Here is a 20,194-nt window from a genome sequence, read left to right on the forward strand (position 1 = left end):
GTGCCGCCCCACAGGACAAGACTCATCCTTCGTCGCTCAAGCCCTCGCGCGTACCTCTCCGGAGTCCAGCGAACGGAGCAAGTGGCCGAGAAACCTTCGCGTCACCGTGCCCTATCCGCCTCGCAGACCGGCCAGAGTGGCGCGCCGGTGCCCTCCTCATACGTGTCGGCGCCGTATCTGCGGTTCCTGGGGAAATACGACTTCCCGCTGTGCCTGCGGCGGCCGCGGAACCGGTTGGCTCCCACCGCCACTGCCCAGTTCCCGTGGTAACCCACCTCGTCGGGGACCGGACGGATCAGCTCCACATGTGCCGGGTGAGGATGACAGCGGCCGCGTCGAAGAGGACCTGTTCCGCCTCGCTGTCCTCCACACAACACTCCCTGAGACCGTCGGAGAGGCGGGTCATGAACACCCGCAGACCGCCGTCCTCGAAGAGCTGAAGTTCAACTCACGTCTCCATCGCCCCAGCGGCCCTCAGGTGCGTACGTACGGTCGGGCTTGGCCCCCAGGCGCCGGCGGCGTACAGCTTGCCGGTCGGGCCGGCGAGCGGTCCTGGTCGCCGGCCAGGGTGGCGGCAAGGACCGTCCCTTTGGTGCCAGCACTTTTCCGCACGACGCAGATCCTGACGCCGCCGGGTCTGCGCCTCTGGCACTCGGCACGTTGCGCTGTGATCCTTCGTGCATGCTGCTTCCACCCGTTCAAGACCAGACCGAATTGATTGAGGTCGTCCGGATCACCGATGGCATGAGGCATCTCAGCGCGCCGGACCTGGTGGGTGACGATGTCGCGATCTGGGAGGCCACTCAGATCAGCAGCACCCTGACACTGATCAGTTCGGTGCCCGACAGTGAGCTGCACCGTTGCTTCAACCCGGGCTGGGGCATACGCGCTCACAGCGCCACGCGCCTGCTCTTCCAGATCGCCTTCTGCTTCCAGTGCCACGGCGCCCGCCTGTGGGGGCCAGACGTACCCGCCGAGTTGGATGGGATCCACGGCTTCGACCCAGACAGTCCCCCAGCCCTTGAACTGCTACAGCGATTCCGCGCTTCCACCACGCACTGACTCAAACGTCCCTCCGGCACAGTTGAGGGACGGGGGGAACCGGAACACCGCCTGGCTGGGAGGGCGGGCGGCGCACGGTGGCGTCAGGGCCGGGGGATCAGGTTGGCCTTGGCGATGACGGCGCCCAGGTAGGTGCGTGCCCGGGCCAGGAGCCCGTGCTGGTCGCTGTGCGGGCTCGGTTCGTGCGTCGGTGAGGTAGCCGGCACAAGCGTTCCGAGCGGGTTGCTCACCAGCGAGCCTTCAGCCGGTGACTTGCTGGGTCTGAGTACGCACTCAGCACCGCCCAGTGCCAGGTCTATGTTCGAGTTGGAGGTCACCGGCGACCAGGCGAACGACTTGCTTGCCTGGCCAGGTCGGACACCATATGTACTCGGGAGGACGCCATGTGGTCTCGTCGATTAGCCCTGCGCATCGGCGCAGTTGCCTTACTTGTTGCTGCCGTGGCTGTCGCTGTCGTTGTACCCGGGATCAGCAAATGGATCTTGGCAGCGGTCCTCGCGGGGGTCGCCTCCGCCATCAGCGGACTCGTGACCCGTGTGGCGGACAAGGTCATGGCTCGAGGCCGCGACGCTGTGCTGGTTTCCTCATCGTCGGCCCCCATCATTGTGGCGGCTTCCAGTGATGCCAGCGCTCGCGGACACATCGGCACTCCACCGATGGACCTTGCAGAGCTACAGGACTCACCTAACTGGGTGGATCTCTGGGACACCGCCGTGTACCTGACGGTCGAAGCCAACGTTGAGCGCGCTGTGGTCCTGCGCAAGATGGAGATCCAAGTCGAGTCGCGGGATACTCCTCCCGAAATCGTGTGCATCGAGCGTAAGCCCTCACCCGCCCCCATGGATCCACGCACGTTCGACGTGCACTTCGGCCGAGTAGATCTCGACAACGCAGCGCCCGAATTGGATCCGATCGGCAGGGGAAACAAATTCCCGTACAAGGTCTCGCATCTGGACCCCGAGTACTTCGAACTTCACACGAGTCTCAGTTCACCCGGGGATATCACCTGGCGCATAAGAGTTCACTGGCTTTGCAACGGACAAGTGGGAATCACCATCGCTGACCTGAAGGGGCAGCCCTTCCGCCTCGTCCGCCCGCACGACCCGCTGTGATAGGGCCGGCCAACGAACGGGACTGGCCCGGTGCTCTTCTGACGCTTCGGCACTCGACAGGGCCGGTGAGACTGGCAACCGCGGTAGGCACGGGTAAGCGTTGCCGGCATCAGGGATGCCGACCCCGATTGCCACCCCGAGGTGGCAAGTGGCAATCGGGTTGCCACCAGTGCCAACACTTATTGGCACCGTTGGCACTGTTGGCACCGGGTGGCAGTCATTGCCACCCACACCGTCCACTCCCCCTGCAGGTGGCAATCATCGGCCGGGTCGACGCTGCGGCTCGCCAATCCGGCGGAACGACCGGCTTGTCGCGTCCCGCCCCACCTGCCGGAGGCATAGCGTCCCGGCGCTGGAATCCATCCCCATGCCCGAGCCGCTGCGCCGCGCGGTCCACGAGCTCGTGAGCGAAGCCGTTCTCAACTGCCAGGAAGTCCTGCGCTACACCGAGCCGAACATGGCGCACGACTGGCAGCGGATGACCCTGTACCGGGCCGGGGACGCCGCCGACACCATGGACCTGGCGTCCATGCTCATCGCCGCGTTCTGCCAGCAGGACGGCATCGACCCCAACACGCTCCGCTCCTACCTGCAGACCAGCCAGCAGCACAGCCGGGCCGCCGGCACCCGGGACAGCGACCACACCCAGCTGGCGGGCCTCCTGGGCCAGCCGGCTCCCAAGGGCACCAGCGGACGCCCGGCCCTGCAGATGGCATACGGCCGCGGCCAGCGGCATGCCGAAGAAGCACAGCGCCCCGAGGAAGACCCGCAGAAGCTGTTCACCGAGGCGTGCCTGCACGGCCTGCGCGCCAAGATCTGCGACGACGTCGACTCACTCGACAGCTGTCTCCCGCCCCGCGTCGCCGCCATGGCCCGCCGGGTGGCCGAAGCCCTGGAGATCTCCGAACCCGCCAACACCTGACCATCTCGCGGCAGGCCCGGCCCCGGGCGGCTGCTCAGCAGGCCAGCGTCCTCGACGGCCCCGGCGAGTGCCACGGGGTGGCCCCCTGCCACCCATTGACCGTCGGGGGCACCGAGCAGATCAGCCTTCCGTTGAAGGGACCGCGCGCATCGTGGACGAGTCCCACCACAGCAGCCGGATCGCACCGCACCCGACCGGGGTCGGCATCACGACCTGGTACGCGACCCGCCCATCAGCCCAGTCCTGGCGTGCGAGGACAGGGCACACCAGCTGGGTGCCTTCCCAGGAGACGCGCAGCAGCGACTGGCGGCCCGGCGTACACACCGTGATCTCCGGCTCCGCCACCCGCATGTCAGCACGCCACGGCGAGGCCTCCACCTCTGCTCTGCCCATACGCCGACCTCAGCCCGGAGCCAGAACGCCCCCCCGCGGCCCCGTCACCGGGGCGTTGCCCTTCTTCGCGATGCGGAGGTAGCTGCCGATGGAGGTGATGGGGGGAATCGTTGAATGAGAGAGGCCGGTGTTGTCGCTTCGGCTTTCCTTGGGGGGTCTGAAGCGCCTTTCTGTTCTCCGGTGTGCTGGGATTCGGCATACTGGGGCGACGTCACGGAGGGGGATCACATGAGTACTGTGCGGCTTCTAGTGGAGGGCGAAGAGCCCGTCGACGGGCTGATAGACCTGTCGGATTGGCTGCGGGCAGAGCCCGAACTGCGCGGGATGGTCGCCCTGTCGACCGCAGTTCCCTCACCGGGTGAGTTGGGTGGGCTTTCTGACGCGCTGGTGATCGCTGTGAGCAGCGGCGGTGCGCTGACGGTACTGGCCGCCTCGCTGCGCGCCTTCCTGGCGCAGCCGCGTCGTTCAGACATCCGCATCGTGGTGCACGGGCCGGAGGGTCACCGGGTTGAGGTGGATGCGAAGCGGGTTGGGGATGTCGAGGCGTTGCTGCGTGAGGTGCTGCGGGGCGGCCGGTGAGTGTGCGTGCGGTGGATCCGGGCCGGTCGCGTGTGGTGCTGGTCGGGGTGCCGACGTATGACGATCCAGAGCTTCCTGATGTTCCGGTCGTCGCCAACAACATTTTCGACCTGCACAGAGTCCTTACCCATCCGGGGCTGGGTGGCTTCGATCCCGTTCATTGCGCGGTGGTGCCCCCGACGGCTGGCCTGGCTGAGGTGGGGACATTGGTGGGCCAGGCGGCGGCGGATGCGGAAGACCTGCTGCTGTTCTACTACAGCGGGCACGGTCTGCTCAGCGTGCGGCGCCGTGAGCTGTATCTGGCGTTGTCCTCCACACGGCGGGAGCAGTTGCCGTTCACGGCGCTGCCGTTCGATGCGGTGCGGGAGGTGTTCCTGGACAGCAGGGCAGCAATCAAAGCGGTCATTCTCGACAGCTGTTTCAGCGGCAGAGCCATCGGCGAAACACTGGCCGACGACGACGCTGCCGTGCTGGGGCAGCTGGAGGTCGCCGGCACCTACATCATGACCGCGGCGCCCGCTAACCGCACAGCGCTGATTCTCCCCGGAGAGAAACACACCGCCTTCACCGAACGGCTGCTGCGCGTGATGCGCTCCGGCATCGCCGGCGCGGGCCACGTGATCAGCCTCGGTGACATCTACCGGCACCTCCACTTCCAGCTACGGGCCGAAGGGCTGCCCTCGCCACAGCAGAACGGCACCGAAACAGCCGACCAACTCGGGATCCTTCAGAATCAACACGCTGAGCGTGTCTCCGGTCAGTCTCGGGGCCGATCGGATGCCGAATCCTCCGAGGCCGCCGCCGTGCGCAGCGAGACGAGTCAGGGTTCTGGATCGGACTTTCATGACGATGCGCCGGTGCCTGACCTCGCGGCGGCCCGCGCGGTGCGTGCCGAGCAAGACGAACGGGATGCACACTTTCAGCGGCAGCAGATCGCGCAGGCCAAGGGTCGGGCGAGGCTGTTGCTGACGCAGGGGGAGGTAGTCAGTCGGCATCTTTCCGACAACGGGAAACGGATCCAGTGGATGGCACGGCTCGCGGTGGCCATGATGCCGATCGATGAAGACCTCGGCGTCCGCTTGGCCAGGGAAGCCGAACGACAAGCCGATGCCTTCTGTTCCAAAATGGGGCGAAATTCCCATTCGATCCCCAAGTGCATCGCGCAAGTACAACCACTGGCAGAAGTTGCCGTGGCACTGGCAACTGTGGATCCTCAGCGGGCACGAGCACTCGCGCAGCTGGCCGTAAGCCTGCTAAAAAAGGCCACCTCATTCCCGCATTATCCGGAAGAACTGAGTGCGACTCTCCGGGCTCTCGTAGCGGTTGCTCCAGACCAGGCAGAGACCCTCATCCAAGAGATCGATAAATCAGAGTTCGATAAATCCTACCAGGATAAGCTTCTGCTCGAGGTCGCCGAATTGATGGCGCCCACCCACCCGGAACGAGCCCTCCGCATCGCTAGGGATCTTCCGGAAAGGAAGCAGCCGCACGGCGATTTCCGGCTCAGTCGCATCGCCAATGCTCTGGCCCCCAAGAAACCGGATTACGCAGAAGCCGTGGCACACAGCATCAAGAACCCGGAGTACAGGGATCGGGCACTGAAATATCTGGTCTCAGAATTGGCAAAAATCTCACCGGGTCGAGCCGAAAAAGTCGCCCACTGCATCACTGACAAATCAGTCCGACAAGCGGCCCTGGGAGCGGTCTTTGACGAACTCCTGCGTGCCGATCCAAAGAATGCAGAAAGGTTCGCAAGAACGGCCGCCATCAAGAAATCCATGCGTGACAGGTGGCTGGCGGAAGTGGCGGAATCAATGGTTCTCGTGGACCCCGACAGCGCCTTGCAGATAATCCGCAACATTCACGACGAGACGACGCGAGGGGAATTTCTCTACTCCATTTTCGAGAGGTTGCGCGACCTGAATCCCCAACTCTCCCAGCAAGTAGCCCGAGCCATTCCCAAGAACATGCATATTGAGCGCGCCCTGGCGAAGTCGAGCACCGCCGAGGATCTGGCAGCGACCAACCCCGAGCACACGCAGAAGCTCATCGAGGAAGCACAACAGCTCCTCGAAGGCATCGGCCGCCCGAAAGACCGGGCCTTGGCGCTACTGGCCCTGGCTCAAAATCTCGCGAGCCACGCTCCCCGACAGAAGGAACTTCTTGTCACAGAATGCGAGAGATTCGCTCGCGAAACTCTCAAACCAGAGCCACTTATGCGCATATTGAGTGGAATCATCGCGATTAATTTGTCGAATGATCCGCAAGAAGCAGCAAGAATCGCAATGACAGCACTCCACATTCAAAGTGATTACCCTTTGGATCACTTGGCACGCTTTGCCTTTGACCTCGCGACCCATAAGCCAGCCACTGCCAAGCAAATTGCAATCCACGTTATACATACCGCCCGCCAGGAAAACGAGGGCGATAGAGAAAACCTGCATTCGAGAGATGCACTGGTTGCGCTTTCTTTGATCGACCCCTCTGAAGCTGTGCGACTGGCCACCATGACGCAGGAAAGAAAAGACACAAACTTAAAGACAAACATAAAGATCGAACGACTCATCAAAGAGATCAAACATGAAGCCTGCCGAGAAATAGAGAAAGCTGACCGCCTGGCTTCAGAATCACAGTTAAAGCACTACAGAAAGCATCGCCAGGAATGGCTTTAGCCAAGATGTGGCCGTAGAGGCAGAATGCCTCCAGCGGCCACACCGCGCTCGGTGCCAGGGGAATGATGCCGAGCGAGACCGAGGACAGCAGCATCACGGTCAGCAGGTGCGCGGGCTGGCCGGCCATCTCCTCCCCCGCTGCCGATGCGAGGGTGGGTCACCCACTCCTCGAGGAGCACGACGAACCGGTGCCGGCCCTCATACAGGTACCGGGCACGCGCCAGGCGCGCGGCGACCGCCTCCTCAACGTCGTCCGGGGTGCCCTGGAACCCGGCGATCGTGCGCATGGCTTCGTCGATGCGTAGTGACAGCACTTATGCACGGTTTCCGACGGCAGTTAGTGATCAGCCCACCCCGGGTTGTTGACGAGAAAGGACGGCACTGCTGTCCGCTCCCGTCCCGTCAACTATTCGTTTTAGGGGGACGGGGTCCGTCCGTAGGGTTCATGCATGGCAGACGAGAGTGAACTGGCCCTTCAGGCCGCCATCGCGGCGGAGATGCGGCTTCTCGACCCTGACGTGCGTACTTCCCCGGCTTTGGTCTCGGAGCTTCTGGACCCGGAGTTCACCGAGTTCGGAGCGTCTGGCAGGCGTTGGGATGCGACGTCGATTCTCACCGTGACGAGTGCCGGTTCAGTAGGCCCGGAGTCTCCGGTCGAGGTCAGCGAGATGTCCGGGGTCGTACTCGCTCCGGGCATAGTTCACCTGACGTACTTCTCCGACAGCAGCGGGCGCCGAGCATGGCGGAGCTCCTTGTGGCGTCTGACGGAAACGGGCTGGCGTATGTACTTTCACCAGGCAACTTTGGCGAGCTGACCGAAGGAAGGTCCGTCGCCTGTGAGGGCGGCGGACCATTGAGGGAGGTAGCGGCAGAGCTCAGCCGGCCTTGGCGGGCTCCTCCGCTTGCTGCCGTGGCAGGAGGGAAGACGCCTCCCAAACTCATCAACATCACCCATCCGTGGATCCGAGTGCCTCCCGAACTCATCGACAGGTGACGTCACTACAGGGGTTCTGGCTCAACTTTCGTGAAGCGGTAGCGCTCCGTGGTCATGCGAGGAGAACTCGCTTGCGAAGGAGGCGGAACCCAGCACGGCCGAACATCTGCCGTTTGAGCATCTTGATCCGGTTGACATGGCCCTCGACGACGCCGGAGTTCCAGGGCAGGGTGAGCCCGGCGATGACGGCGTCGAGGTCGCGGTCGATACCTGCGGCGAGGGTGTGGAGGCTGGGGAGGTCGTCCTGTCGGACGGCGTGGAGCCAGTCTGGCAGGCGCACGCCATGGCGCTCGGTGAGCATCTGGGCGAAGGTCCGGACGTGTCCGGTGAGGGCTTCGAGTTCGGGGCAGTTGGTCAGGACAGCCTTCAGCCGGAGCTGTTCGATTTCGGTGAGGGTTTCGGGTCGGCTGAGAATCCACCGGGTGACCACACGAGGTGCTGGGGGTCGTGCGGTGACCGGCCGGGGTGAGGTGCGCTTCTTCCTGATGTAGGCACTGACGATGCCGTAGCTGCCGTTGTAGCCGAGCGAGATGATCTCCTCCCACAGCTTCCAGGCGTTCGTGCAGCCCTCGTCCCAGCGTTCATCGAGGTAGGGCTTGTACTCGTCGAGAGTGGAGGTCCGGTTGTTCTGCCATTGACCGCGGAAGAGGTCTTCGGGCCTGGCCGCATCGGCGAGACTCTTGACGGTGTGATGGGTCATGTGAAGTTGGCGGCCGATGGACCGGCGGCTGTGGCCGGCTTCCAACATCGCGTGGACGGTGGCGTGCCTGGCCCGGATGCGGTTGGCGAACCGATGGCTCCGCCAGGGTGGGTCCGGCGCCTCCTCAGCTGGCATCAGCTCGCCGCTCTTCGCCTGAGCCGGTTCGGGGAGAAGGACGCGCAGGCACTGGCGGTGGCGGGCGACGGCCCGCTCGGCGGCCTCGCCGAGGTTGTTCCACAAGTGCCACCTGTCGGCGACCTGAACAGCCTGGGGAGCCCCTGCCGTGGCACCTTCCGCGAGAACGGCGCCCGGTCCCGGCAGACGACCTCGATCCCGGGTCGCTGGGCGAGCCACCTGGCCAGACTGGACGCCTCGCGGTCGGGCAGGAGGTCCACCGGTCGGCGGGAGTCAGCGTCGACCAGCACCGTTCCATAGACGCGGCCCTTGCGCGTGGCGTACTCGTCGACGCCGACCACCCGTGGGGACGGAACATCCGGCTCGGGCAACGCGTCAACCAGCCGCAACACGGTGCTGCGGCTGACAGAAACCCCGACGACCCGGGCCATCCGGGCGCCAGCTCGGCCGGCGAGCGCCAGGCCGACCGAGGCCATCGTCGAACGTAGGCGCTCACTCCACCGGCTGTGCCGCCGTGTCAGCCCCGGCACCTGCTCAACGAACGTCCGCCGGCCGCAGGAAGTGTTCGGACAAAAGAACCGGCGGACGAGCAAGCTCAGCAGCACCCGCCGCCCTCCTGTTGGCACGTCGGCCGGAAACCGCAGGTAGGAGCTGTGCACCCGACTCGACCAGGTCCCGCAGTCCGGACAGGTCGAGCCGGCCGACGTCCTGCGAGCTCCGATCCGGATCGTCTCGTTGTTCACGTCCGCCGACAGCACCGCAACGTCCGCGATCGACGGAAACAGCAGTTCCTCCAGCCGGAGCATTGTCTCTTCCACGGCGCTGAACTGTCGGCCACACCAAAATCACCACTGATCATTTTCGGGCAACATCCCGGAGCCCGACTCTGGCGTCAGCCGTCACTCACCGTGGCCCTTCACGGAAGTTGAGCCAGAACCCCTAGAGATCAACGAAGCCATCCACCCCGAGCTCGGCGAGATCGTCCTCGACTGCGACATCATGACCATCGAACGCGCCGACCTGCACATCGTGTTGAACTGGGCCGCCCCGGACACCGGCGCGGCCCAGAAGCTCGCCCGGCTCCGCGAGCGCGTAGCCACAGCAGCACACTGAACACCGACACCATGCCGGAGGTGCAGCCATTGACCTCGACACGCAGGACTTGACAGAGAACACATTCTGTCCGTATAGAGCTTGATTGACAGCCGAGGCGCCGCAGCCGCCCAGTAGGAGGCCGTACCACCACGTGTGGCCCCGTGTGGTGCCGGCGGAACTAATCCAGCTCGATCGCTTCCATCGGCAGGATGACGGGCTTGTCCGAGGCGGCGCTCCCCAACACGGCTGTCGGGATACTCCGCCTGGAATCACGCAATGGGGAGATCGCCTGTACACCTCCCGCCATGGCTCCCCCTCGTCAGGGCGGGCTACAAGAGCCCGCGCTGATAGGCCTTGACCAGGTTCTGCGGCACCAGCCGTGTCTCGCCGTCCACGGTCACCGGCACCAGCTGCGGGACAGTGGCCTTCCACTGGGCGCGACGGTGCCGGGTGTTGCTGCGGGACATCTTCCGCTTGGGAACGGCCATGAGGCTTCCTCCTCGGAGAGCACGGGCGAGACACCGGAAGGCTATATGAACATGACTCCCATTATCAATTAATAGGTGCCCTGGCGGCCGGTGCCCTCAGTCGCCGAAGAAGGCACTCCCGGCATCACGGCGAGCCCACCGCGTCAGCCCCAGCTGCGCACCCAACCCACGGATTATTACTGCTGCCTGCGGCGGCTCGGCTCATGTCTCAGATCTCCGCACCAACACTCCCCGATCGGAGCCCAGGAGACCACAGGAGGGGACGAAGAAGCGCACATCCCTTGCGAGGCAAGGGCTGCCCCCGGGGCCGGTGAGCACCGATGCGCTCACCCATGGGCGCAAAAAGTGCCCCCCGCAATCTGCGTTTCCGCAGGTCAGCCACTCGGACCAGCTCCTGGGCTGGATACTCACACCGAGGTGCGTATCATCAATGGAAGTATCTTCCCACGCGCGAGGTGATCTCACCGTGAACGGATTCATCGGACGCCGGACCGAGCTCGGCCTGCTCGATGACCTCCTCACTCCGGTACGCACCGGCGGACGCACCGGTAGACCGGGCCGGGCCGTCCTGATCCGAGGCCGCCGGCGCGTGGGGAAGTCCCGTCTGGTGGAGGAGTTCCTGGAACGCGAGGACCTGCCGCATGTCTTCTTCACAGCCGTCGGCGGCTCGAAAAACGAAGACCTGGCCGGCTTCGCCGCCGAGGTGGCCGCCTCAGGCCTCCCCCACGCGTCCCGCTTCGCGGATTTCAGTACGCCGCAGACGTGGGACGCTGCCCTGAGCATGCTCGCGGGCGCGCTCCCCACCGACACCCCCAGCGTCGTGGTCCTCGACGAGATGCCCTACCTCGTACGCGAGGACCCCGGCTTCGAAGGCGCCCTGCAGAAAGTCTTCGACCGAACCCTGTCCAAGCTGCCGGTCCTGATCGTCCTGATCGGCTCCGACATCGCCATGATGGAGCAGCTGAACACCTACGGACGTCCCTTCTACCAGCGCGGCACCGAGATGGTGATCCCCCCGCTCAACCCCTCCGATGTCGCCACCATGCTCGACCTGCCCGCCGCCGACGCCTTCGACGCCCACCTCGTCTCGGGCGGACTCCCCCTGATCCTCGAAGAATGGCCCCAGGGCGCGACCCTGTGGGACTACCTCGCCACCGCGCTGCGCAGGCCGACCTCAGCCCTGCTCGTCAGCGGCGAACGCACCCTGGCCGCCGAGTTCCCCACCGAAGCCCAAGCCCGCACCGTCCTGGGCGCCATCGGCCAAGGCGAACGCACCTTCACCCTCATCGGGCGGGCCGCGGGCGGCCTGCACCCCGGCTCCGTCACCCGTTCCCTGGACATCCTCACATCCCGCCGCATGGTCGCCGCCGAGCTACCGCTGTCCACCAAACCGAGTCGCGAGACCCGCTACCGCATCGATGACCCGTACCTGCGCTTCTGGCTCTCTTTCATCGGCCCCGGTATCCCCGCCGTCGAACGCGGCCGCGGCGACCGCGTCCTCGACGCCATCCGCACGAGCTGGACCTCCTGGCGCGGCCGCGCCGTCGAGCCCGTCATCCGCGAAGCGCTCTGGCGGCTGGCCGACGACGTACTCCCGGCCGGGACCAACACCGTCGGCGGCTACTGGACCCGAACCAACGACCCGGAGATCGACCTCATCGGCGCCGACCGCTCCCCCATCGCCAAAAAGGTCACCTTCGCCGGATCGGTCAAGTGGCTGGAAAGCAAGCCCTTCGACGCCCGCGACCTCGCCCGCCTCATCGCCCACCGAGCCCAACTCCCAGGAGCCGACGACACCACCCCACTCCTCGCCGTCACCCGCAACGGCTGCACCGCCGAAGGCATCCGCTCCCTCACCCCCGAAGACCTCCTGAACGCCTGGCACTGACCCGGCACACCGCCCGCACCGGCACTTCCGTACGCCTCTGGGGCCACCGTCCGCACCAGCGCGTCGCTCTCCAGAACGCCCACCAGACTCCGCGCGTCATGGATCGCGACGGCTGGCCCGATCCGTACTCAGGTCGATCGTGCCCTTCACCAAGTCAGCTGGGGCCCGAAGGGACTGGGGCAAGGCGTGTGGTCCTGGCGCGCGGCCTACCCCCGCTCAGACAACGCGGTCTTCCAGCCCTTCGGTAGAAGCCACGAGACCTTCCGAGCCGCGAAGTAGCCCTTGCTGTTGCCCTTGGGCGAGCGGACGGCTTCGACATCTCCAGGTGAGGGGATCTGTGCGGTGGTGGATGAACTCTCCACGTGCACGAGTTGTCCCGCGAAACGACCCGATCAGACATCCAATGAGATGATGATTGAGATCAGCAGGAGCGCATTTCCGGGTCACGATTACTGCCAGACCATAGAGGCCAGATATGATCCACGAGAATATGCGATTTATGCGCGGCTCGCACTGACGTCGGGAGCCGACCGGCAATACGTTGCAAACCTATACGGGCCAGAATATTTTGGTTGTTGGCAGCCTCTGCGAGGCCGCCAACAACCACTCCACAACCCACTATTATCCAGCCGCCCCCGCCCGGCACATCAGAGTAGAGGGCAAAATTCTGATAGAATACTGACCCACTACTCTGTAGTGTAGCCTAGCTCTCGGAGCACCTTACGAGTTAGTCGGCTCAGGGTGGCTAGGTCCAGTGCAGGGACTCGTTCCAGCCTTGTCGCGACAGAGGCGAATTCATAGGGCAAATGCAGAGAATAGCGTCTTACATAATAAATAAGATCCTGTCGCCAAATCCATTCGCCGTCGGTCATGATAGATGAGCCGCCGGGAATTGATGTCTCGTCATCCAGAATGTCGGATTCCCTTCCCATCATATCGATGAGCGTGTACCCCGATTCCAGATATCCGAGCACTTTATCCTCAGCGTAGTTTGCCCCCTCCAATAGTGCATCACGCACACTCTGTCGATCACAGGCGGAAGGAATTTCTGTTTTCAGCTCGCGAAAAAATCCAACGTAACGGATAAGGTATCACTGGCCCAAGATCGGCAGGTAGATTCTCCAGTACCCGCCTTCTGCAATTACGGGCGTCTGGCCCGTGCCACCATACCTGTTCGTCCCCACACGGTTCGTCGGCGCCTGCACGGTGACTCCCATCTCGTCGGCTATTTGTTGCCCGATTCTCGAACTAGTTGCTCCTGAGTGGCACACCAGTAGGCGGAGACCACATCCATTATAGTTTGGATTGGACCGGACGGCATCGACGATCTGCCCACCATTGACCCGCCCTTCAGCCAAATCCAGGAAGCCGTCTGTGGTGCCATGGGCGATTACATCATGCCGACCAGTAGGTGCCACGTTTGTCGCATTGCGCACTGTTGCCGCATCATCTCCGATCCTGGTGCTGGTGGCCGTGTATGTAACCCGGCTTCCCGATGGTATGCCTCCGAAAGTAGGCTCATCAAGGGCGTCGAAAGAATAGCGAAGTCCGGAGCTTCTCCCGCCATTTCCTGCCGTTACGACCAGGCCGCTGGCCGCGCCTCCCAGTGCGCCGATAAGAAGATCAGTGGGATCGGTGGGCCGACAGAGGACCGTGTTGACGGTCCAGGCGTAGCCCGCGCCAACTGCTGCGTTGACGCCTGTGGAAAGGGCTAGGCGGGATCCTCCGGTGAGGCTGGTGGCGCGGGCCACTGCGTTGCCGGCGCCGGGCATGAGGGCTCCGCCGGCAGCTCCGATGACCGCGCCTTGGCCTGCGGCTTGTGCGAGTCCGCCCCAGGTGAAGTCGTCGGTGGTGAAGGCGTAGATGCCGCCTTCGATGACGCCTCCGAGGACTCCTCCGATTCCTGCGCTGATACACATGGGGCAGCGGCCGGAGGGGTCGCTTTGGCTGGTGGGAAGGTTTTCCGCGTAGGCGTAGGCAGTGGTGTAGGGCTGGCCAGCCGGTCTGGGAGCGGGGTCCTGGCTGATGAAGCGGCCAAGATCGGGGTTGTAGTTGCGGGCGCGGAGGTTTTGGCCGGCGGCTTGAGTGGTGGGTTCGTTGTATTGGCCTGTGTACGTGAAGGGGTTGGGTGGGGCGTCGTCGACGAGTGCTGTCTCGTTGGTGACGCCGAAGGCGGTGTAGTTGTAGCCGTATTGGTTGGCTCCGGTGTCGTCGGTGACGTCGGTGACGGAGCCTTGGGCGTCATGGTGGTAGTACTGGATTCCCGGGCCTACGACGCGTGAGGCGCTGGTGTTGCGGGTTTGGATACGGCCGAGCGGGTCGTAGGTGTGGTTGCCGATGAGCGTGCCGGAGCCGTCGTACTCGGTAGCGATCTGGGGGAGCGGGTTGACGATGTCCCACCAGGTGGTCCGCTCGTGTTTCCCGTCGACTGCGGCTGTGGTGCGGTTGCCGTCGGCGTCGTAGGTGTAGGTGACGGTTTTGTCGCCGGCGTTGACGTCGGTGAGGCGTCCGGCCGCGTCGTAGGTGAAGGTGTCGGGTCCGGCCGCGGTCTGGTTGCCGTCGGCGTCGTAGGTGTAGGTGACGGTGTCGGTGCCCGTGACCGTCTGTGTCAGTTGGTCGGCGGCATCATGGCTGTACGCGGTTTGGGCATCAGGGGCAGTTCGGGTGAGGCGGTTCCCCACCGGATCGTACTCGTAGGTGGTTGTTGCCTCACTGCCGTTACAGGCGTCGTTGCCCGGTGTGGTGGCGCATTCGGTAAGCAGGCGGCCGTGTTCGTCGTAGCTGAAGATCTGCCGGAGGGTCTCACCGTCACGGGTGGTTCTCGCTGGACGGAAACTGTGAGATAGCACAGAGCGCGCCGAGGGAAGCCGCGTGAATCTGCGAATCGATCTCGCCTGGCTCCTGGCAGTGGCGCAGCAGATCCCCGGAGATCCGCAGGTCGTCGACTATGGCGTGCCGGTCGCGGCGGAAGCACGGCACCGGGCGGAGATCCTGAACCACGAGGTCTATCCCGAGCCGCATCACAAGGCCGCCGCGCTGCTGTGTGAACTGGCGAGGAATCCCAGTCTCGAGGCGCGGAATCTTCTTTACGCGGCCACGGTGACCGCGGCCTACCTCTCGGCGTGTGGCCTTCCGGTAAGCCCGGGTCTGGACACCGTTGTCCCCCTGGCCCGCGCGGCCCGGGACGGGCTCCCGGTGCGGGAGGTCGCCGCTCAGATCAAGACCTGGACGAGCTGATCAAGCAGGATCTTCCCCCGGCCCGTACCGGGTCAGGATTCCAGGCCGCCACCGAGCGTCGGCCGGCCATCCGTAACGGTGAGGCGTGCCGTCAGACCCAGCAGGGCCATCACGGCGATGAAGCCCAGCAGGATGGCCAGCCACCCCACTGTCCACGAGTGATGCGAAAGCGGATCACATGGGGCGCGAGAAGCACCATGACGACGACCGCGCCCGACATGAGAAACCAGAAGCCCTTCATGATCACCGTACGAAAGGGGGCCGGACAGCCGCGGGGATGGCTACTCCATGGTGCCGACCCACTGCGGGTCCTCGGTCCACAGGTCGATGTCCTCTTCGTCTCCCCAGTAGGAGGCGGTGACGAGGATGTCCCGGCCGTACGCCTCGGTGTCCAGGGACCAGCTCTGTGACTTCTCCGCCGTCACGCCGGGGGCGAGACGGCCGGTGATCTCTACGTCGCCGGAGTACATGCCGACGAAGACCTCTCCGCCGTTGGTGGCGCCTTCCACGTTCAGGGAAAGCGAGCCGAGGTCTACCGGTTGTTGGCCGGTGTTGGCGACGGTGAGGTGGACCCGGAACGGGGTGCGCCCCTCCTTCGGACGGTCCCACTCCTCGAGGGTCGAGGGGTCCAGCTCCTCGATGCGGTCGATCGTGACCGACAGCCCGGAGCTCTCCCAGGTGTACGACTCGCCCGGGGCAAGGTCACCGGAGGCCTGAGTCTGCGGGTCGGCGTCGTCGTCCTGGACGTCGTCGCCGTCCGGGGAAGCGTCGTCGCCGGCCGGCGTCTCGTTCTGGCTGAGGGGCGGCCGGGCGTTCCCGTTGTCGTCGCTGCTGCTGCACCCGGTCAACGCGAGGCCGGCGACCGCAGCGGCGGCTATGCCGGCGCGGTGAAAGCGCGCGTTCATAAGTCCCCCAGGGATATGAAGATTCTGTGTCGGCCGTGCAGCGTACCGGGGGCGTGGCCGGGCGCGCACCACTCGTGGTCAAAGGGGAAACGGACACGGATCGTGGGCTGTGGGTATCCTGCCGCTCCTCCCGGTGTCTGCCGACCTGGCCGGGGTCGTGCAGGGGAGGAACGGGATGGACTGGGGAGACGCCCCGGGGCGGGCCGCTGAATCGTGGCTGCCGCCGCGTTGTGGATCAGCCTGTGGTTCGGCGCGCCGATCGACGATGTCGGCGTCCGCGCCGACCTGAAACCGGCCCTTGCTGCGCATCTGCGGTACCGACTTCTCCAGCTGGGCCGGGATGAGTCTTGTCTTGCGGATCGCCTCGACCAGCGACACCTTGGGCTTTTCCTCGGGGGGCCTTCACGAATTCGGCGACGGCGCCCCGCTCGACGGCAGCGTACGAAGCCAGGCGTTCACGGCCCGCGTCGCCCGCGGGCCGCCCTTGTCCTCGAACAGGAAGTCGTCGTCGAGCAGCACCGGCATCCGCTCAGGGATCAACGGCTCGCCATCGAGTCCCCAGGACTGCCAGCCCTCGGCAGAGAAAAAGTGCACCACCACGAGGCGGGACGGTACGTCCGCGACACGACCCTCATCAACTGCTAACCCCACGTCCAATCAACGGGAGTTGAGGCATGTGAGACACGCCAAGAAAGCAGCGACAAACTGGAACAAGAAGAAGTAGGCCGCGCCGCTGCTGGCACGCCCCGGGCGTGCCAGCAGCACCGGCGGCCGAGCCACCGCGCTGAAAGGCTGTTGATGGACACCCGCACGATCCGCCGTACGAGCGTCACGCTCCCCGCCCTGAACGAGCCGGGCCTCTACCTCTCCAACGTCACCTCACTGGAGGGCGGGCGTGGCCGGGTAGCGGAGTTCCACTACGCCGACGCCGACCTGCGTGACCTCGACTTGGCCGACACCCACCTGATGGACGGGCGGATCACCGGCCTCAAGGCCCAGCGCACCCGCCTGGAGAAGCTCCGCGTCGACTCCGTGGAGTTCACCGGATGCGACCTGTCCTCCCCACGGTGGACCGACAGCAGGATCTCCCGAGCCGTCTTCCGCGACTGCAAGCTCATGGGCGCCACCTTCGAAGACGTCACGCTCGACAACGTCCTGTTCGAGCACTGCAAGCTCGACTACAGCACCCGCGTCCGAGCCACCGGCCCCGTGATCTTCTCCAAGTGCTCTCTGCGCGAGACCACCCTCGCCGCCGTTGACCTCGGCGCCGCCCTGATCGATGACTGCGATCTACGGCTGACCGAGTTCGACGGCGGGAAGTACCGCGGCCTCGACCTCCGGGGCAACGACCTCTCCCAGCTCCGCGGCCTGGCCTCGCTCAAGCAGATCGTCATCGACCAGGCCCAGACACTCCAGCTTGCCGAGGCCCTCGCCGCCGAGCTGGACCTCACCTTCAGTGAAGACCTCGACGACAAGTAGCCCCGCACCCGCCCTGGGGAGGCACGGCCATGGGCCCACAGCCCTTATTCCACACCTTCGACGACATACGCGACCGGTGCGACACCGCACCGGTCCGGCAGGCCGCCAGCAAGCCCGGTTACGACGACGGCGCAATCGCCCCCGACGAGAACGGGAAATCGATCACCGCCGCCGACGCTGAGCAGCATTGTGCCGATGCCTCGGTGCCGGACGGTGTCCGGATCGAACTCGTCCACCGACCGCTGCCGGACCTCGACTCCGACGACTTGGCCGCCCGCCTCGACCCCCTCGACGGCCGCTGGCCCACCACCCTCCCGGGGTGCGCGGCCAGCCCCGACCACCGGGCCACCACCACAGAGGACTCCGCCACCGGTCCCGGATCGGACTGCACGTCGACAACTTCGACCGGCTGCCGTACGCCCGACGCCACCAGGGCCGCCGCCGGCTCTGCCTCAACCTCGGCCCCGGACCGCGCTACCTACTCCTCGGCGACCGCGACATTCAGCAGATCTGCCGCACGCTCCACGCCGACCTGGACCGGCACCACCCCCACACCGAGGACAGATGACGGGCGTACCCGTGCACAGTGGCTGAATGCCATGACTGATTCCCCATCAAGTCAAAGGCACCGGGAACATGGCGAAGGCTGGGAAGTGATGCCGGTGCTCGCCGCGGCGGCGGGTGAGATCCTGAACGGGTGAACGACATATGCGCTGCTCTTGCGACCGCCCGGTGGCCGCTGACCGCGAGCGAGGCTGCGGCTGAGGAGATTGGTTGGTTGCGGGGTCTGGCCGGCGATGACGGGCTCACCGGCTTCATGCCGCCGGCACTGCCCGACGCCGCCTGGGTGCTCCACTCCATGTACGAACACGAACTCGGGCCCACCGGCATGTCCTACGTCGCATACCGACGAGCTGTGCTGAATGGGGGTGGGCCTGAGATCATCCCCGGTCTCGACCCCTCGGAAGTCTTGGGCGGGACGCCGGGCGAGCACCCCGGCCCCCGTTGGCGCCGACTGCGCTGGGCCGAGCTCTCGCAGCAGACCGGTGATCCCGTGGCGCCCGAGGGACAGCTGCCCTGCTACCGCTCCTTCCCCTCGCTCCGGATGCCGAACGGCTGGCCGGTCGGCATCGCCGGACCGTCCGAGGGCAGCCTGGACCGCACCGACTGGAACCGCCTGATCGACATCCTCACCGAACACAGCCCGCAGGGCGCGCAGACCAGCTGCCTGGCCTACTACAACCCGCTCCTGCACGGGGCCAAGGAGTTCGACAACCTGCACGTACGGGCCGGCACCCTCGCCCATGCCAAGGTGCTGTACGACCACCCGGAGGAGGACGGTTGGACCCCGTCCAACCTCTGGGCCCAAGAACGGACCTGGGTCCTGTGCACGGACTACGACCTCTGGGCCACCAAGGTGGCCGGCCCCGCCCCGCTCATCGACGCCCTCCTGAACGACACGGACATCGAGGCCCTCCAACTGCCCTGGACCCTCTGACCCCGACCGCCTAACGGAGGAAGCAACACGATGCCTGTGTGGTCCCGCTCCCGGGCTCCTCACCCCGGGCTGCTGCTCTCCAAGCGTACCCACCACCCGCAGCAGGCAACGAGCTCAGGCTGCCCTGCACCACTCGCGCCTTGGCGCCGGGCAGTCGATTCCGAGCTGTGCCAAGCCCAGTGCTTAGCCTGTGAAGACCGGACCAGTTAGATGCGATACCAACTGGTCGAGCGGTTGCGTGAACCGCCCGGACATCCGCCGGTACGTCGCCGCAGGACACCCGCTGCGCTGCCTGCGCATCCGCCTTGATCCGGGCGACGGCTACATCGCCAGCTCAGGCAACGATTGCTGACAGAAGTACTAAGGGTCAGCCCGTGCACCTACGTAGAGAACATGCTCTCCAGCAGCGTCACATAGCTGAACCCCGGCAGCAAACCTGCTCACCGGCCAGGAGCCCGTCACCGAAGAACTGATCGAAGGGCTGTGGCTGGGCAGGGGGCTATCCATCTGAACCGTGCGCCCGGGTAGGCGGTCTGTTGACGTCCCCAGGTGCTCGTTACGCATGCGCCGGATGCGCTCGGGGGGTCATCTCATCCGGTGAGTGTGCGGAGGGGCAGTGTCGGCCGCAGATGGAGGGTACGGCCTCACCAGAGCTGGTGGTCTTCTGCAGCTCTCGTGGTGTGGCCTGTGTGAAGCGAGTGACCTGTGGTGCGGCGTTGAGGGTCTTCTCCGCTAATCCGTGTTGTTGATCACACTTCTCTCCCTTGATGCCATGTCATATTTTCGCACATCTCGTCAATGAATCTGATCTTGCCTGTCTGGATAGTTTCAAGGTCGTCAGATTCAGCGCACAAACACTTCACAAAGGTGGAGGTGTTGGCACAGATGACTTCCCTCTCGGGCCGCGCACGATTCAGTCGGCGCCACGGTCCGAAGCGCCCCTCTTCCCGTCGCGGCGTCAGTCTGCCCCTAGGGCGCCAGCCCAAGGTGCTGCTGTGGACTGCAATGACCACAGCCCTCCTGCTCACTACCGAG

General features: G+C 65.1%; 19 protein-coding genes. 11 read left to right on the top strand and 8 right to left on the bottom strand.

Annotation, left to right across the window (positions count from 1 at the left end; all coding sequences use genetic code 11):
* Nucleotides 1-681 precede the first annotated feature (681 nt).
* Nucleotides 682-1,062 carry a hypothetical protein gene (locus tag SXIM_RS00095; protein ID WP_046722554.1) on the top strand — a complete coding sequence of 127 codons (381 nt, stop codon included), beginning with the start codon at nucleotides 682-684 and terminating at the stop codon, nucleotides 1,060-1,062.
* Between the two features lie 83 nt (nucleotides 1,063-1,145).
* Here SXIM_RS00095 and SXIM_RS27145 read toward each other — a convergent pair whose 3' ends face one another.
* Complete coding sequence (locus SXIM_RS27145) at nucleotides 1,146-1,292, bottom strand: hypothetical protein (RefSeq protein ID WP_168222730.1); 147 nt, start codon at nucleotides 1,290-1,292, stop codon at nucleotides 1,146-1,148.
* A gap of 210 nt (nucleotides 1,293-1,502) precedes the next feature.
* Here SXIM_RS27145 and SXIM_RS00100 point away from each other — a divergent pair, with 210 nt between their 5' ends.
* Entirely contained in the window at nucleotides 1,503-2,174 is a 672-nt protein-coding gene (locus SXIM_RS00100; RefSeq protein ID WP_148236042.1) for a hypothetical protein, read from the top strand.
* 367 nt (nucleotides 2,175-2,541) lie between these two features.
* Complete coding sequence (locus SXIM_RS00105) at nucleotides 2,542-3,096, top strand: hypothetical protein (RefSeq protein ID WP_046722556.1); 555 nt, start codon at nucleotides 2,542-2,544, stop codon at nucleotides 3,094-3,096.
* A 120-nt stretch (nucleotides 3,097-3,216) separates the two neighbouring features.
* Here SXIM_RS00105 and SXIM_RS00110 read toward each other — a convergent pair whose 3' ends face one another.
* Nucleotides 3,217-3,489: a hypothetical protein gene (locus SXIM_RS00110; protein ID WP_046722557.1), complete on the bottom strand. Its 273-nt coding sequence runs from the start codon at nucleotides 3,487-3,489 to the stop codon at nucleotides 3,217-3,219.
* A gap of 228 nt (nucleotides 3,490-3,717) precedes the next feature.
* Between SXIM_RS00110 and SXIM_RS00115 the strand changes: the two genes are divergently transcribed.
* The 3 genes from SXIM_RS00115 (at nucleotide 3,718) to SXIM_RS00125 (ending at nucleotide 7,555) form a co-directional block, all read left to right on the top strand.
* Nucleotides 3,718-4,068 carry an effector-associated constant component EACC1 gene (locus SXIM_RS00115; RefSeq protein ID WP_046722558.1) on the top strand — a complete coding sequence of 117 codons (351 nt, stop codon included), beginning with the start codon at nucleotides 3,718-3,720 and terminating at the stop codon, nucleotides 4,066-4,068.
* Nucleotides 4,065-6,740 (top strand): caspase family protein, encoded by a 2,676-nt coding sequence (locus SXIM_RS00120; protein ID WP_148236043.1) that lies wholly within the window; start codon nucleotides 4,065-4,067, stop codon nucleotides 6,738-6,740. The genes SXIM_RS00115 and SXIM_RS00120 overlap by 4 nt, the downstream gene beginning before the upstream one ends.
* 449 nt (nucleotides 6,741-7,189) lie before the next feature.
* On the top strand, nucleotides 7,190-7,555 hold the full coding sequence (locus tag SXIM_RS00125) for a nuclear transport factor 2 family protein (RefSeq protein WP_046722560.1): 366 nt from the start codon (nucleotides 7,190-7,192) through the stop codon (nucleotides 7,553-7,555).
* Nucleotides 7,556-7,786: 231 nt separating this feature from the next.
* On the opposite strand, the gene SXIM_RS27765 is transcribed toward SXIM_RS00125, so the two are convergent.
* The 3 genes from SXIM_RS27765 to rpmF form a co-directional block, all read right to left on the bottom strand.
* The gene (locus SXIM_RS27765) at nucleotides 7,787-8,569 is read right to left on the bottom strand and encodes a transposase (RefSeq protein WP_425473479.1); all 783 of its coding nucleotides are present in this window, start codon (nucleotides 8,567-8,569) and stop codon (nucleotides 7,787-7,789) included.
* On the bottom strand, nucleotides 8,569-9,375 hold the full coding sequence (locus tag SXIM_RS27770) for an ISL3 family transposase (protein WP_246156947.1): 807 nt from the start codon (nucleotides 9,373-9,375) through the stop codon (nucleotides 8,569-8,571). The genes SXIM_RS27765 and SXIM_RS27770 overlap by 1 nt, the downstream gene beginning before the upstream one ends.
* A gap of 618 nt (nucleotides 9,376-9,993) precedes the next feature.
* Entirely contained in the window at nucleotides 9,994-10,152 is a 159-nt protein-coding gene (rpmF, locus tag SXIM_RS00140) for a 50S ribosomal protein L32 (RefSeq protein ID WP_046722562.1), read from the bottom strand.
* 466 nt (nucleotides 10,153-10,618) lie between these two features.
* Between rpmF and SXIM_RS00145 the strand changes: the two genes are divergently transcribed.
* Nucleotides 10,619-12,040, top strand: coding sequence for an ATP-binding protein (locus SXIM_RS00145; protein WP_046722563.1), 1,422 nt, complete (start codon nucleotides 10,619-10,621; stop codon nucleotides 12,038-12,040).
* A gap of 1,091 nt (nucleotides 12,041-13,131) precedes the next feature.
* On the opposite strand, the gene SXIM_RS00150 is transcribed toward SXIM_RS00145, so the two are convergent.
* A complete protein-coding gene (locus SXIM_RS00150) occupies nucleotides 13,132-14,889 on the bottom strand; it encodes an RHS repeat-associated core domain-containing protein (protein WP_078846789.1) in 1,758 nt (585 codons plus the stop codon).
* Nucleotides 14,890-14,911: 22 nt separating this feature from the next.
* On the opposite strand from SXIM_RS00150, the gene SXIM_RS00155 reads away from it, so the two are divergent.
* Entirely contained in the window at nucleotides 14,912-15,277 is a 366-nt protein-coding gene (locus SXIM_RS00155) for a hypothetical protein (protein WP_046722565.1), read from the top strand.
* Between the two features lie 281 nt (nucleotides 15,278-15,558).
* Here SXIM_RS00155 and SXIM_RS00160 read toward each other — a convergent pair whose 3' ends face one another.
* Together SXIM_RS00160 and SXIM_RS00170 are read right to left on the bottom strand one after the other, a co-directional pair.
* Nucleotides 15,559-16,182, bottom strand: a complete 624-nt coding sequence (locus tag SXIM_RS00160; RefSeq protein ID WP_046722566.1) for a hypothetical protein — start codon at nucleotides 16,180-16,182, stop codon at nucleotides 15,559-15,561.
* A 402-nt stretch (nucleotides 16,183-16,584) separates the two neighbouring features.
* Complete coding sequence (locus SXIM_RS00170) at nucleotides 16,585-16,782, bottom strand: hypothetical protein (protein WP_046722567.1); 198 nt, start codon at nucleotides 16,780-16,782, stop codon at nucleotides 16,585-16,587.
* Between the two features lie 198 nt (nucleotides 16,783-16,980).
* Here SXIM_RS00170 and SXIM_RS00175 point away from each other — a divergent pair, with 198 nt between their 5' ends.
* From SXIM_RS00175 to SXIM_RS00185, 3 genes are all read left to right on the top strand, one after another.
* The gene (locus SXIM_RS00175; protein WP_053116043.1) at nucleotides 16,981-17,661 is read left to right on the top strand and encodes a pentapeptide repeat-containing protein; all 681 of its coding nucleotides are present in this window, start codon (nucleotides 16,981-16,983) and stop codon (nucleotides 17,659-17,661) included.
* Nucleotides 17,662-17,690: 29 nt separating this feature from the next.
* Nucleotides 17,691-18,362: a hypothetical protein gene (locus SXIM_RS00180; protein WP_046722568.1), complete on the top strand. Its 672-nt coding sequence runs from the start codon at nucleotides 17,691-17,693 to the stop codon at nucleotides 18,360-18,362.
* A gap of 77 nt (nucleotides 18,363-18,439) precedes the next feature.
* Nucleotides 18,440-19,159, top strand: a complete 720-nt coding sequence (locus tag SXIM_RS00185; protein ID WP_246156792.1) for a hypothetical protein — start codon at nucleotides 18,440-18,442, stop codon at nucleotides 19,157-19,159.
* The last annotated feature ends 1,035 nt before the right edge of the window (nucleotides 19,160-20,194 follow it).

The sequence above is a fragment of the Streptomyces xiamenensis genome, from assembly GCF_000993785.3.
Classification (GTDB): Bacteria; Actinomycetota; Actinomycetes; order Streptomycetales; family Streptomycetaceae; genus Streptomyces; species Streptomyces xiamenensis.

Excerpts from the sequence above, each read along its gene's own strand:
- SXIM_RS00095 (WP_046722554.1), top strand. The coding sequence starts at position 682 with ATGCTGCTTCCACCCGTTCAAGACCAGACCGAATTGATTGAGGTCGTC.
- SXIM_RS00105 (WP_046722556.1), top strand. The coding sequence starts at position 2,542 with ATGCCCGAGCCGCTGCGCCGCGCGGTCCACGAGCTCGTGAGCGAAGCC.
- SXIM_RS00110 (WP_046722557.1), bottom strand. The coding sequence starts at position 3,489 with ATGGGCAGAGCAGAGGTGGAGGCCTCGCCGTGGCGTGCTGACATGCGG.
- SXIM_RS00115 (WP_046722558.1), top strand. The coding sequence starts at position 3,718 with ATGAGTACTGTGCGGCTTCTAGTGGAGGGCGAAGAGCCCGTCGACGGG.
- SXIM_RS00125 (WP_046722560.1), top strand. The coding sequence starts at position 7,190 with ATGGCAGACGAGAGTGAACTGGCCCTTCAGGCCGCCATCGCGGCGGAG.
- SXIM_RS27765 (WP_425473479.1), bottom strand. The coding sequence starts at position 8,569 with ATGCCAGCTGAGGAGGCGCCGGACCCACCCTGGCGGAGCCATCGGTTC.
- SXIM_RS27770 (WP_246156947.1), bottom strand. The coding sequence starts at position 9,375 with ATGCTCCGGCTGGAGGAACTGCTGTTTCCGTCGATCGCGGACGTTGCG.
- rpmF (WP_046722562.1), bottom strand. The coding sequence starts at position 10,152 with ATGGCCGTTCCCAAGCGGAAGATGTCCCGCAGCAACACCCGGCACCGT.
- SXIM_RS00160 (WP_046722566.1), bottom strand. The coding sequence starts at position 16,182 with ATGAACGCGCGCTTTCACCGCGCCGGCATAGCCGCCGCTGCGGTCGCC.
- SXIM_RS00175 (WP_053116043.1), top strand. The coding sequence starts at position 16,981 with ATGGACACCCGCACGATCCGCCGTACGAGCGTCACGCTCCCCGCCCTG.
- SXIM_RS00180 (WP_046722568.1), top strand. The coding sequence starts at position 17,691 with ATGGGCCCACAGCCCTTATTCCACACCTTCGACGACATACGCGACCGG.